This window comes from Pseudomonas sp. ASL9, assembly GCF_056680335.1.
The window spans coordinates 2,196,263-2,209,353 of sequence record NZ_CM155277.1; the positions used below are offsets into that span (position 1 = coordinate 2,196,263).

11 protein-coding genes and 2 pseudogenes are annotated in these 13,091 nt (G+C 60.4%); 11 read left to right on the top strand and 2 right to left on the bottom strand.

All coding sequences use genetic code 11. The annotated features are described in order from the left end of the window. Nucleotides 1–951: 951 nt before the first annotated feature. From AC1ME2_RS10175 to accC, 5 genes and pseudogenes are all read left to right on the top strand, one after another. Nucleotides 952–1,452, top strand: a pseudogene (locus AC1ME2_RS10175) (methyl-accepting chemotaxis protein); the annotation flags it as partial. Between the two features lie 83 nt (nt 1,453–1,535). Next, a complete protein-coding gene (locus AC1ME2_RS10180; protein WP_480440854.1) occupies nt 1,536–3,323 on the top strand; it encodes a protein-disulfide reductase DsbD in 1,788 nt (595 codons plus the stop codon). Nucleotides 3,324–3,448: 125 nt separating this feature from the next. Next, nucleotides 3,449–3,904 carry a type II 3-dehydroquinate dehydratase gene (gene aroQ / locus AC1ME2_RS10185; RefSeq protein ID WP_480440855.1) on the top strand — a complete coding sequence of 152 codons (456 nt, stop codon included), beginning with the start codon at nt 3,449–3,451 and terminating at the stop codon, nt 3,902–3,904. A gap of 24 nt (nt 3,905–3,928) precedes the next feature. Next, the gene (gene accB / locus AC1ME2_RS10190) at nt 3,929–4,384 is read left to right on the top strand and encodes an acetyl-CoA carboxylase biotin carboxyl carrier protein (protein ID WP_219062523.1); all 456 of its coding nucleotides are present in this window, start codon (nt 3,929–3,931) and stop codon (nt 4,382–4,384) included. A gap of 17 nt (nt 4,385–4,401) precedes the next feature. Then, nucleotides 4,402–5,745 (top strand): acetyl-CoA carboxylase biotin carboxylase subunit, encoded by a 1,344-nt coding sequence (gene accC, locus AC1ME2_RS10195; RefSeq protein ID WP_480440856.1) that lies wholly within the window; start codon nt 4,402–4,404, stop codon nt 5,743–5,745. Nucleotides 5,746–5,758: 13 nt separating this feature from the next. On the opposite strand, the gene AC1ME2_RS10200 is transcribed toward accC, so the two are convergent. After that, nucleotides 5,759–5,932: a hypothetical protein gene (locus AC1ME2_RS10200; protein WP_480442424.1), complete on the bottom strand. Its 174-nt coding sequence runs from the start codon at nt 5,930–5,932 to the stop codon at nt 5,759–5,761. On the opposite strand from AC1ME2_RS10200, the pseudogene AC1ME2_RS10205 reads away from it, so the two are divergent. Both AC1ME2_RS10205 and AC1ME2_RS10210 read left to right on the top strand, forming a co-directional pair. After that, nucleotides 5,859–6,026, top strand: a pseudogene (locus AC1ME2_RS10205) (transposase domain-containing protein); the annotation flags it as partial. The gene AC1ME2_RS10200 and the pseudogene AC1ME2_RS10205 overlap by 74 nt on opposite strands. Before the next feature lie 250 nt (nt 6,027–6,276). Continuing rightward, nucleotides 6,277–6,600: a YciI family protein gene (locus AC1ME2_RS10210; RefSeq protein ID WP_480440858.1), complete on the top strand. Its 324-nt coding sequence runs from the start codon at nt 6,277–6,279 to the stop codon at nt 6,598–6,600. Between the two features lie 15 nt (nt 6,601–6,615). Here the strand turns inward: AC1ME2_RS10210 and AC1ME2_RS10215 are convergent, their stop codons facing one another. Next, nucleotides 6,616–8,541, bottom strand: a complete 1,926-nt coding sequence (locus AC1ME2_RS10215; protein WP_480440860.1) for a sigma-54-dependent Fis family transcriptional regulator — start codon at nt 8,539–8,541, stop codon at nt 6,616–6,618. 279 nt (nt 8,542–8,820) lie between these two features. Between AC1ME2_RS10215 and AC1ME2_RS10220 the strand changes: the two genes are divergently transcribed. The 4 genes from AC1ME2_RS10220 to AC1ME2_RS10235 are packed head-to-tail and all read left to right on the top strand — an operon-like array spanning nt 8,821 to nt 13,037. After that, complete coding sequence (locus tag AC1ME2_RS10220) at nt 8,821–9,879, top strand: ATP-NAD kinase family protein (RefSeq protein WP_480440861.1); 1,059 nt, start codon at nt 8,821–8,823, stop codon at nt 9,877–9,879. 22 nt (nt 9,880–9,901) lie between these two features. Beyond that, nucleotides 9,902–10,879 carry a thiamine pyrophosphate-dependent dehydrogenase E1 component subunit alpha gene (locus tag AC1ME2_RS10225; protein ID WP_480440862.1) on the top strand — a complete coding sequence of 326 codons (978 nt, stop codon included), beginning with the start codon at nt 9,902–9,904 and terminating at the stop codon, nt 10,877–10,879. A 35-nt stretch (nt 10,880–10,914) separates the two neighbouring features. Then, nucleotides 10,915–11,934 carry an alpha-ketoacid dehydrogenase subunit beta gene (locus tag AC1ME2_RS10230; protein WP_480440864.1) on the top strand — a complete coding sequence of 340 codons (1,020 nt, stop codon included), beginning with the start codon at nt 10,915–10,917 and terminating at the stop codon, nt 11,932–11,934. Continuing rightward, on the top strand, nt 11,931–13,037 hold the full coding sequence (locus tag AC1ME2_RS10235) for an acetoin dehydrogenase dihydrolipoyllysine-residue acetyltransferase subunit (RefSeq protein ID WP_480440865.1): 1,107 nt from the start codon (nt 11,931–11,933) through the stop codon (nt 13,035–13,037). Before AC1ME2_RS10230 ends, AC1ME2_RS10235 begins: the two co-directional genes overlap by 4 nt. The last annotated feature ends 54 nt before the right edge of the window (nt 13,038–13,091 follow it).

The window sequence follows — 13,091 nt, forward strand, 5'->3', positions numbered from 1 at the left end:
GACAAACTGGTCAGCAGCGGCCGCAGCGAACTGGCTGCCGATGTTGAACGCGAAGTCGCCGCCATCAGCACTCAGGCGCAAGCCCTGGAAGCCTTGCCGTTGCTGGGTGTCACCGCCAGCGCGGAATCAAGCACCGACGACTTCTCCGCCATGATGGGCCTGGGCAATAGTGAGAAGGCGGTCGCCGAAGACAGTGGCGTGGGCTTCAAACGTGAACTCAATAGCCTGCTCAAACGTTATCCAGCCGAGCTGAGCCGCACCCGAGACCAGATTCAGCGCCGCGCAGAACTCAGCGCAAGTGCCCAGCTCAAGATCACAACGCTGCAAAAAGCCATCGCCCAACTGGAGCCGGAAGTGCGCGGCCAGCACGCACTCATTCAAGGTGAAGTGCGGATGATGCAAGGGTTGATGATCGGCCTGATCCTGTTGATCGCGCTATTGATCGACACCCTGCAACGTCGCCTGTCCCGCGTCCTGACCAACCTTGCGCCAGCGTTGTCGACCTGGGCCGAAGGGGATTTCGCCAAAGACATCCAGCTGGGTGCGACCAACCGCGAACTGCGTGACATTGAAGAATCGCTGAATCGCCTGCGGGCTTATCTCGTGGACCTGGTCGGGACTATCCGCTTGAACGCCGAGCAGGTCGAAGGCAGCAGCCATGCGCTGGCCGAACTCTGCACCGGTTTGCACGGAGGCGCAGAACGTCAGGCCGGCGATACCGCGCTGATTCGCGACTCTCTGGGGGAGCTGGAAGCGACCATTCAACAGGTTGCTGGAGATGCCAGCCAGGCCGCAGCAGCCAGCCGCGATGCCGGTCGTGCAGTGGAACAGGGCCAACGGGTGATCGGCCTGAGCCTGACGGGGCTGCATGATCTGGTGGGCGAAGTGCAACTCAACGCTCAGGCCATCGAACACCTGGCCGTTGAGTCGGCCACCATTGGCGGTGTGCTGACCGTGATCCGCTCCATTGCCGACCAGACCAACCTGCTGGCCCTCAACGCCGCCATCGAAGCCGCCCGTGCTGGGGAAATGGGCCGCGGGTTTGCCGTAGTTGCCGAAGAAGTGCGCTCCCTGGCTCAACGCACTGCCGGGGCTACTGGCGAGATTCAGGTACTGATCGCTAGCTTGCAAACAGCGGCACGTGAGTCGGTGGAAGGTATGCGGGCCCAGGTCGAGCACGCCAAAGCCACCGCCAATCAGGCACAAGCGGCAGATGGCGCATTGGATGAAATCGTCGGCGCGATTCAGACCATCGCCAACACCGCAGAACGCATCGCCGACGTTACCGCGCAACAAAGCGGGGCCGTCAGCGAAATCCGCGATCACAGCGAAGGCATCCACCAACTGGGCGGGGATAACCTGCTGCGCATCGGCGAAGGCCGCAGCCAGAGCCAGCACCTGCAACACCTCGGCGGGCAACTGAACACCGCAGTCCAGGCGTTCAGGGTGTAACAGCAAACGCCTACAAGGTCTGTGTCATGCACGACGGGGAGCAGTCCGCTATCATGCGCGGACTTTCGACATGCGAGACCGCTATGCGCCGCCTGCTTTGCCTGATGTTATTGGTCCTCGCCCTGCCCGCCTTTGGCGCTAGCCTCCTGGATAATCGCCCCAGCACCACATTAGGCGCTGCGCCACTGAACAACAGCGGTGATTTTCTGCCTGTCCGCGAAGCCTTTCGCCTGAGCCTGGTCGAAACCACGCCGCAATCGATCAAATTGCGTTTCGTCGCTAGTGAAGGCTATTACCTGTACCGCCATCGCTTTCAGTTCCACGCCGAGCCTGCCGATATCAGCCTGGGCGCCGCGCAACTGCCTCAAGGCGAGAAAAAGCACGACGAGTACTTTGGCGACGTGGAGGTCTACCACGGCATTATTGATGTCGGTCTGCCCCGCAAACCCGGCGACAACCGACCGTTCACCCTGGCCGTCACCTACCAGGGCTGTGCCGACAAAGGCCTGTGCTACCCACCTGAAACCGAGCGCATGGACATCGGCGGCGTTGCGGCCGCGAGCACCGGTTTGTCCGCCACAACGCCCATCCACAGTGCCTGGAGCTGGAAGGAGCTGGCGCTGTTTTTCCTGGCTGGCATCGGCCTGACATTCACCCCGTGTGTCCTGCCGATGCTGCCGATCCTGTCCGGCGTGGTCCTGCGGGGGCAGGTCGGCGGGTTGCGCGGTTTCAGCCTGTCGCTGGCCTATGTGCTGCCGATGGCGGTCTGCTTTGCCCTGCTTGGGGCGCTGATGGGCATGTTCGGCGCAGAGATGAATTTACAGGCGCGCCTGCAATCAGCCTGGGTGCTGGTGCCTTTCTCGCTGTTCTTCATCATTTTCGCCGTGGCGATGTTTGGTCTGTTCGAGCTGCGGCTGCCGCACTTCATCAGCTTCCATCTGCACCGGGTCGCGGGACAGACTGAAGGCGGCTCGTTATGGGGGGCTGCGGTCCTCGGCGTGGTCTCCAGCCTGCTGGTTTCGCCCTGCGTTTCTGCGCCCCTGGCAGGCGCGCTGCTCTATATCAGTGCCAGCGGTGATGCGCTGGGTGGGGCCTTGAAACTGTTTGCGCTGGGACTTGGCATGGGCACGCCCTTGCTGTTGGTCGCCACGGGCGGCGCGGCATGGCTGCCCAAAAGCGGCGAGTGGTTGATCACGGTAAAAAATATCATCGGTGTATTGCTGCTGGCCGTGGCCATCGGTTTACTCAGCCGGGTCGTTCCGGGCGAGATCACCCTGCTGTTGCTGGGCCTGCTGGGGGCCGGCGTTGCGCTGTTTCTTGGCGCACTGGAGTTCACCTACAAGACCGGACCCCAGCGGCTTACTCAGTTGCTTGGCCTGTTTTTGCTGGTCTACGCGCTGGCCTGCTGGTACGGCGCCCTGAGCGGCCAGACCGACCCGCTGCGTCCACTTGGCCGGCCACACGCGGCATTGATGGCCAATGAGATCGTCGCTCCCGCCAACCAGTGGCAGACCATCAGCACCGCTGCCGAACTGGAGCGCGCCCTGAGTGACGCGAAAAATGCCCGCCAACCGCTGCTGCTGGATTGGTATGCCGACTGGTGCATCAGTTGCAAAGTCATCGAACACGACGTGCTGCCCGATCCGGACGTGACGAGCCAGCTCACCGGCTATCGGTTGATTCGTTTCGACATGACCGACAGCAGCGCCGAACAACGCGCCCTGCTCGACCGCTACAAGCTATTCGGCCCACCTGCGCTGTTGTTTTTCGGCAAAAACGGTGCGGAGCTTGCCGATATTCGGGTGGTCGGCGAAATCGACGCCACAGCCTTCGCGGCACGCATCGCCAAGGCAAATGACCACATTCAATAAACGAGTCACAAACTTCGCGCGAACATCGGTCATCGTGCTGGCTATTGCAGTTAACTGGACAGCTCGCTGGGGTTTAGGCATAGTCGCTGCGCATCGATGCTCGCATACCCAATAAGGAACAACAGATGGCGACCCTACTGGTTCTCCACGGACCTAATCTGAACCTGCTCGGCACACGTGAACCGGGCCTTTACGGCGCAGTGACCTTGGCGCAGATCAATCAGGATCTGGAAAAACAGGCCCGAGACGGCGGCCACCATCTGATGTACCTGCAAAGTAATGCCGAGTACGAACTGATCGATCGCATTCACGCCGCACGCGACGAAGGCGTGGACTTCATCGTGATCAACCCCGCAGCTTTTACGCACACAAGCGTCGCATTACGTGACGCGCTGCTGGCAGTGAGCATCCCATTCATCGAAGTGCATCTCTCTAACGTGCACAAACGCGAACCTTTCCGCCATCACTCTTACTTCTCGGATGTAGCGGTGGGAGTGATCTGCGGCCTTGGCGCCAGCGGTTACCGACTGGCCCTGGAGGCCGCCCTGGAACAGCTTGAACAACAAGCTATACGCCCCTGACCGACCCTTGGGAGTTGATGATTGATGGATATCCGTAAAGTTAAGAAACTGATCGAACTGCTGGAAGAATCCGGCATCGACGAGCTCGAGATCCGTGAAGGTGAAGAGTCCGTACGCATCAGCCGTCACAGCAAAACCCCTGCTCAGCAGTACTACGCACCTGCTCCAATGGCTGCACCGGTTGCACCTGTTGCTGCCGCGCCGGTTGCCGTTGTTGCAGAAGCACCTGCCGCACCGAAACTCAACGGCACGATCGCTCGTTCGCCGATGGTCGGTACCTTCTACCGCACGCCAGCTCCGACTTCGCCAGCCTTTGTCGAAATCGGCCAGACCGTGAAGAAGGGCGACATCATTTGCATCGTTGAAGCGATGAAAATGATGAACCACATCGAAGCTGAAACCAGCGGTGTGATTGAATCCATCCTGGTAGAAAACGGTCAGCCGGTTGAGTATGACCAGCCGCTGTTCACCATCGTTTGAACCACGGAGAGCCTGCGATGTTGGAAAAAGTTCTGATCGCCAACCGCGGTGAAATTGCCCTGCGCATCTTGCGTGCCTGTAAAGAACTGGGCATCAAGACCGTCGCCGTACACTCAACGGCAGACCGCGAGTTGATGCACCTGGGCCTGGCGGACGAAACCGTCTGCATCGGTCCTGGACCTGCCAACCTGTCGTACCTGAACGTTCCGGCCATCATCTCGGCTGCCGAGTTGACGGGCGCCACGGCGATTCACCCGGGTTATGGCTTCCTCGCGGAAAACGCCGACTTCGCCGAACAGGTGGAGAAATCCGGTTTCGCCTTTATTGGCCCTACAGCAGAAACCATCCGCCTGATGGGCGACAAGGTTTCTGCCAAGGACGCCATGAAGCGTGCTGGCGTGCCAACGGTTCCAGGTTCTGACGGCCCACTGCCCGAAGATGAAGAAACCGCGCTGCGTATCGGTCGCGAAGTCGGTTACCCCGTGATCATCAAAGCCGCTGGCGGCGGTGGTGGTCGTGGCATGCGCGAAGTGCACCGCGAAGAAGACCTGATCGAAGCAGCGAAGCAGACCCGTGCCGAAGCGGCAGCCTGGTTCAGCAACCCGATGGTCTATCTGGAAAAGTTCCTGACCAACCCACGTCACGTGGAAGTTCAGGTGCTGTCCGATGGCCAGGGTCATGCGATCCACTTGGGCGACCGTGATTGCTCGCTGCAACGTCGGCACCAGAAGGTGCTTGAAGAAGCACCGGCACCAGGCATCGACGAAACGGCACGCAAAGAAGTTTTAGCGCGTTGCGTCAAGGCATGCATCGACATCTGTTACCGTGGCGCTGGCACGTTCGAGTTCCTTTACGAGGACGGCAACTTCTACTTCATCGAGATGAACACTCGGGTTCAAGTAGAGCATCCAGTATCGGAAATGGTCACCGGCATCGACATCGTCAAGGAGATGCTCAGCATCGCCGCTGGCAACCCACTCTCGTATACCCAGGATGACGTGGTCATTCGCGGGCATGCACTGGAGTGCCGGATCAATGCCGAAGACCCGAAAACCTTCATTCCGAGCCCTGGACTGGTCAAGCATTTCCATGCGCCGGGCGGTAATGGCGTACGGGTCGACTCGCACCTCTACAGTGGCTACAAAGTGCCGCCGAATTACGACTCGTTGATCGGCAAGCTGATCACATGGGGCGCAACCCGTGATGAGGCCATGGCGCGCATGCGCAATGCACTGGACGAGATCGTCGTCGACGGGATCAAAACCAACATCCCGCTGCACCGTGACCTGGTTCGTGATGAAGGCTTCTGCAAAGGCGGAGTCAACATCCACTACCTGGAACACAAATTGGCTAACGAATAACGGCCTCCGTTACTCAAGCCACTCGCAACAGCTGAAAAAGACCCTCGCCTCGCGGCAAGGGTCTTTTTTTTGCCCTAAATCCGCCTTCGTGAGCCATCGTGCGCTCGAACTGATTGTTTGCAGGCTCGTTGCGCAGCGGGAAGCGTGCGACGGCGATGATGAGTTTGATCCAGTCGGCACGGCTCAATGGGCATGATCCGTATGCGTATCTGAAAGATGTACTGACGCGGTTGCCGACGCAGCGAACAGCCCTCAAACCATCTTTAAATCATTGGTTTTAAATGATTATTTTTAGCCAAACGCTGACCCCCTGTAGGAGCTGCCGAAGGCTGCGATCGACCGGGAACCGGTCGCTTTCTTGAGACCGCTGAAGGTCGTGCCGACCTTATCGCAGCCTTCGGCAGCTTCTACATCTATGGTTACCCCCTTCTCTGCGCGACAGCGCGGCGTCGAAGACGGGGCGGCATCTCCTATAAATTTAGGCCATATGTAATAGTAACCGCCTGAGATAGACGCTTAGGGGCCCGCTCAATGCCATTTCTGATTATCGCGTATGACCACGAGGGAAAGGATGAACAGCGCGAGCGAGTTAGGCCGCTCCATCGAGACTACCTCGCTGCATATGGAGAGAAGTTGCTGTCTTCCGGCGCTTTACTGGATGAGACGGGAACCAAAATCATTGGTGGGGCATCCCTCATTGATACCGATGATCGGTTGGAAGCCATTCGATTTGAAGCCGATGACCCATATGCTCATGAGGGCATTCGTGCACACGTTGAAATCATTCAATGGCGCTTACGTTGGTGGGTAGGGCAATTCAATGCTGCGGGACATCATCCGTCCGAAATTACTTAACACGCATGCATTTAATCAAATAGTGCGTCCAGCTGACTTCGGCAGACGATTACTTTTACCCGGCATCTCGATACCGTACAGGTTCACTCGTCGGTACAACGTTGCCCGCGATATTCCCAGCGACCGAGCGGCATCACCCGGTTTCCAACGATGACGGATGAGCGCATCCAGTAATAGCTGGCGTTGCGGGCTGACGCGTTCTTCAACCACATGGGTTAAAAAGCGCTCGGCGCCAGGTGCCCCGCGGACATCTTCCGGCAGGTCACTCAACTGGACAGTCATCGTCGCTGACACCGCACAGGCGTAACGCAAGACATAGCGCAATTGGCGGACATTGCCCGGCCACGCGTAACTGAGCAGGCATTCCAGTGCCGACGCACTCAAACCTGCCCGCCCCCCGCACAAGCGCGCCTCTTCTTCAAACAGGCGATTGAGCAACGCCAGGCGGTCACTGCGCTCGCGTAAAGGCGGCAACTGGAATCGCGCACCGCTGAGGCGAAAATACAAATCTTCGCGAAAACTACCGTCCGCCACCATCGCCGCAAGGTTGCGGTGTGTCGCGCAGATCACCTGGATATCCACCGTTTGCCGACGTGCACCGCCCAAGGGTGCGACCTCGCCTTCAGCCATGACCCGCAGCAGACGTGTCTGCAAACTCAAGGGCATGTCGCCGATCTCATCGAGAAACAACGTGCCACCGTCAGCCTGCTGCAACAGCCCGCGCATGCCTTTGCTCGACGCCCCCGTGAACGCACCGGCGACATAGCCAAACAACTCGCTCTCGATCAGGCTTTCCGGAATAGCCGCACAGTTGAGGGCGACAAACGGCCCGCTGCGCCTGGTGCTGATGTCATGCAATTGCCGGGCAAATACCTCTTTGCCTGCGCCCGTCTCACCCTGAATCAGAACCGGCAAGTTGCAATCCTTGACCCGCACCGCCAACTGTAAACTCTGGGCAATGCGCGGATCGAGTTGTGCGGCAGCGCTTTCATCTGTCGGCACGGCTCGAATCGGGTGTTGCCTGCGGGGCGCACTGAGTCGCACGTGCAATTCGCCGTCATCGCCTCCCCAGCGCAGCAGTTGTGGTCTTTCATCCGTGACGGCTTGCAAGGCATCAGGGCCGAATACGTCGTTGATGTGTTCTGGCAGGCGACCGAAACGCTGACACAACGCCTCTCGCGCCATGCTGTTGAGGGACAACACCCGGCCATCATTGTCCAGTGCCAACAGGTAATCGGGCTGACTGTCGACATACCCCGGCGCGCTGTGCGCCCGTAATAGCCATTGCCCCTGAGCGCTGTGCATGAAGAACGCATTTTCTATGACGCGGGCACTCTGCACGACCATCTGCCGGATCAAATGCTGACTGCGCCGATCATCCGGCGATTGCAGCGCCGAAACGTCCAGGACACCGAGCAACTCACCTTGAGGATCGAACACCGGCGCGGCAGAGCAGGTCAACCCGATGAAGGCTGCGCGAAAATGATCACGTTTATGAACCGTCACCGGCGCCTTGCCCGTGAGCACGGCAGCAACCCCGCAGGTCCCTTCCTCGCCTTCAGACCAGCAGGTTCCCAGGTATAAACCGGCCTTGCGGCAATCGTTGCGGATGCCCGACTCGACCCGATAGTCGATGGTCTGGCCCTGCGCGTCGGTCAACAGCACACAATAATCGGCTTCGCGAACCCGTCCGTGCAGCCTCGCGACTTCCTCGCCGGCAATTCGCAGGAACAGGTCGGCACGCTCGCGGCATTCCTTGAGCACCGTGTGGGACAGAATGCGCGGGCCCTGCTGCGAGGCAGGGTCCAAATGATAGTGGTCCATCGAGCGTCGCCAGGAATCGAGAATCAAGTCCGGCACGGGGGCTTGTGGCAGGCGACCGGCATGCCTCAGCACCCGGCTGACGCAGTCCACATGAGCTTTGGAGTGTGCGGCAAACATGGCCTCTCCACCTCTGGGCGTATTGTTGTTGTGCGCGTTATTAAGCGCCGTTTGCCTACACACGACAACCCTCCCGGCGAGCTGGCCGCCATTGAGACGGAGCGTCTCAGCGTCTCGCTCAAACACCCGGCAATCTGAAACCACGCGTCTCGTTCAGCCCTTCCGACACCCACTCGACGTTGTTACACAAAACGCTCTGCACCAGCCCTCTTAGGCCATATCAACCAGGTTGGCACCGGCCTTGCTCTGACACAGACAAACAATAATCAGAGGTGTGCCATGACTGAACCCGCGCTGACCGTGGGCATCATCGCCAACCCAGCGTCGGGTCGCGATGTGCGCCGCCTGACGGCCAATGCCGGCGTTTATTCGAGTACCGAGAAGGCCTCCGTGGTCCAGCGCCTGCTCGGCGCGTTCGGCGCCACCGGCATCGAACACGTACTGCTGGCGCCCGACATGACGGGCATTGCCGCCGCCGTGCTCAAAGCCAGCCAGGGACGTAACGCTCGCGAAAGCCATTGGCCACGCCTGACATTTCTCGACATGCCCCTGCGCCAGACCGTCGAAGACACGCGTCTGGCCGCCCGAATGATGGCCGAACAAGGGGTCGCACTGATCGCCGTACTGGGCGGCGACGGTACCCACAAAGCGGTTGCCGCCGAAGTCGGTGACATTCCCCTGCTGACACTCTCGACCGGCACCAACAACGCCTTCCCTGAATTGCGTGAAGCCACCAGTGCCGGGCTGGCCGGAGGGCTCTGCGCAAGCGGACGTATTCCTGCCGAGATCGGTTTACGGCGCAACAAGCGTTTGCTGGTCCGCGAACCGGCTCGCGGTATCTGTGAATGGGCGCTGGTCGATGTCGCGGTCTCGTCGCAACCCTTTATCGGCGCTCGGGCGATCTGCCGCGCTGAAGACCTCGCGGAGGTCTTCGTGACGTTTGCCGAGCCCCACGCCATTGGCCTTTCGGCACTCTGCGGATTGTGGTGCCCGGTCTCGCGCCAATCACCGCTGGGCGCCTGGGTCCGCCTGGACCCCAACGCCGACGATGCCGTGTTGGTGCCGCTGGCGCCGGGCTTACTGCAGGGCTGCGCCGTCAGCGCCTGCGGCTCGATGCAACCTGGGGTGGTTTATTCACTGAGTCTGGTCAGCGGCACCCTGGCCCTGGACGGCGAGCGTGAAATCGAGTTCAGCGCCCACGACCACCCCACCGTCACCCTCGACCCTTACGGCCCAATCAGCATCGATGTCGAAGCCGTTTTGGCCTACGCCGCGCGCCATCGCCTGCTGGCAATAGGTCGCGAACACCCGCAACACCCCGCAAACCTTCCGTGTTGAGACAACCCAGGAGAACAACAAGATGTCCACTCACCTGTCCCATGACCAACTGTTGCACGCCTACAAAGTGATGCGCACGATCCGCGTCTTCGAAGAGCGCCTGCACGTCGAATTCGCCACCGGCGAGATCCCCGGCTTCGTCCATTTGTATGCTGGCGAAGAAGCCTCAGCCGCTGGCGTGATGGCCCACCTTACCGACGATGACTGCATCGCTTCCACCCACCGCGGCCATGGCCATTGCATCGCCAAGGGGGTCGATGTGTACGGCATGATGGCCGAGATCTACGGCAAAAAAACCGGGCTCTGCGGCGGCAAGGGCGGCTCGATGCACATCGCCGACCTGGAGAAAGGCATGCTCGGCGCCAACGGCATCGTCGGCGCTGGCGCACCGTTGGCTGCGGGTGCCGCCCTGGCCGCCAAGCTCAAAGGCACGCAGGGTGTCGCGGTGGCCTTCTTTGGCGATGGCGGCTCAAACGAGGGGGCGGTTTTCGAAGCCATGAACCTCGCGTCGATCTGGAACCTGCCCTGCCTGTTCGTCGCCGAAAACAACGGTTACGCCGAGGCAACGGCGTCCGTGTGGTCGGTCGCCAGTGATCATATCGCCGACCGCGCAGCCGGTTTCGGCATGCCCGGTGTCACCGTGGACGGCTTCGACTTCTTCGCCGTCCATGAAGCTGCGGGTGCAGCTGTCGCTCGGGCCCGAGCCGGCGAAGGGCCGTCGCTGATCGAGATGAAACTCACCCGCTACTATGGCCACTTCGAAGGGGATGCACAAACCTACCGCGCACCCGACGAGATCAAGAACTTTCGCGACACCCGTGACTGCCTCAAGCAGTTCCGCGAACGCAGCCTGAATGCCGGGTTGCTGAACGTCGCTCAACTCGACCAGATCGATCAAGACGTCGAGCACCTGATCGAAGACGCCGTACGCCTGGCCAAGTCCGACCCTAAACCCCAGGCGAGCGACCTGCTGACCGACGTGTACGTGTCCTATCCCTGAGCCGACCTCAAAACAAGAACAACAGGAGAACCATCATGGCGAGAAAAATCAGTTATCAGCAGGCGATCAACGAAGCGCTTGCACAAGAAATGCGCCGCGACCCCACGGTGTTCATCATGGGCGAAGACGTTGCCGGCGGCGCGGGCGCACCCGGCGAGCAGGATGCCTGGGGCGGCGTGCTCGGCGTCACCAAGGGCCTTTATCACCAGTTTCCCGGGCGGGTTCTGGATACACCGCTGTCCGAACTGGGGTATGTCGGTGCCGCCATCGGCGCCGCCACTCAAGGCGTGCGGCCCGTGTGCGAGCTGATGTTCGTCGATTTCGCAGGCTGCTGCCTGGATCAGATCCTCAACCAGGCGGCCAAATTTCGCTACATGTTCGGCGGTAAAGCGGTCACCCCTGTAGTGATCCGCACCATGTATGGCGCCGGCTTGCGGGCAGCCGCCCAGCACTCGCAAATGCTCACCTCCCTGTGGACGCACATTCCCGGCCTGAAAGTGGTGTGCCCGTCCTCGCCCTATGACGCCAAGGGCTTGCTGATTCAGGCCATTCGCGACAACGACCCGGTGATTTTCTGCGAGCACAAAATGCTCTACAGCATGCAGGGTGAAGTTCCGGAAGAGCTGTATACCGTGCCGTTTGGCGAAGCCAATTTCTTGCGCGAGGGCGATGATGTGACCCTCGTGACCTACGGTCGCATGGTCCACTTGGCGATGGAGGCAGCAAACAACCTCGCACGTCAGGGCATCGCCTGTGACGTACTGGACTTGCGCACCACCAGCCCACTGGACCTGGACAGCATCCTCGAAAGTGTCGAAAAAACCGGCCGTCTGGTGGTGATCGACGAAGCCAACCCACGCTGTTCGATGGCCACCGACATCTCTGCATTGGTTGCCCAGAAAGCGTTTTTCGCCCTCAAAGCGCCAATCGAAATGGTCACCGCACCGCACACCCCTGTGCCTTTTTCTGACGCGCTGGAAGACCTCTACATCCCTACCGCCGCGAAAATCGAGGCGGCGGTGCATAAAATCTGCGAAGGGAGGAAGGTTGCATGAGCCAGATTCATACGCTGACCATGCCCAAATGGGGCCTGTCGATGACCGAAGGGCGCGTCGACACGTGGCTCAAGGAGGAAGGCGAGCGCGTCGAGAAAGGCGATCAGGTGCTCGATGTCGAAACCGACAAAATTTCCAGCAGCGTCGAAACCCCTTTTTCTGGCGTTTTGCGGCGCCGGATAGCGCAGCAGGATGAAACCCTGTCGGTGGGCGCCCTGCTCGCCATCGTCGTCGAGGGAGAGGCCAGTGATGCCGAAGTCGACGCGGCGATCGAACGCTTCCAGGCCGAGTTCGTCCCCGGTGGCGAGGCTGACGAAGACAGCGGTCCGGCACCGCAGAAAATCCAGCTTGAGGGCCGCACGTTGCGCTTCTTCGACCGTGGCGAAGGCGCTACCCCGCTGGTATTGATCCACGGCTTCGGCGGAGACCTGAACAACTGGCTGTTCAACCACGACGCGCTGGCTGCCGGGCGCCGCGTTATCGCGCTTGATCTACCAGGGCATGGCGAGTCGGGCAAAACCCTGCAACGTGGCGACCTGGACGAACTGAGCCAGACCGTCCTGAGTTTGCTGGATCATCTGGACATCGAATCCGCACACCTGGCCGGCCATTCGATGGGTGGCGCCGTCGCACTCAACACCGCCCGCCTTGCTCCGAATCGAGTCCGTTCACTGACCTTGATCGCCAGCGCTGGCCTGGGCTCGCAGATCAATGGCGAATATTTGCAGGGCTTTGTCGACGCCGCCAACCGCAACGCCTTGAAGCCACAACTGGTGCAGCTGTTTTCCGACCCGGCGCTGGTGAACCGGCAAATGCTCGAAGACATGCTCAAGTTCAAACGCCTGGAAGGGGTCGATGCCGCCCTGCGCCTGTTGACCACCCAATTGTTTGCGGGCGGACAACAGCACACCGACCTGCGCTCAGTCGTCGCGCAGCAGCCGAGCTTGGTGATTTGGGGCGCCAACGACGCCATCATCCCCGCCGCTCACGCCCAAGGGCTCAGTGCGCAGGTCGAGGTGTTGGCGGGTCAAGGCCACATGGTGCAGATGGAAGCGGCGGAGCAGGTCAATCGACTGATCCTCGGCTTCCTGCGGGGTCAATAAAATCAGCGGCTCTGGCCTGCCTGACGCTTGCCGGAGCCTCCACACTGTTGTGAG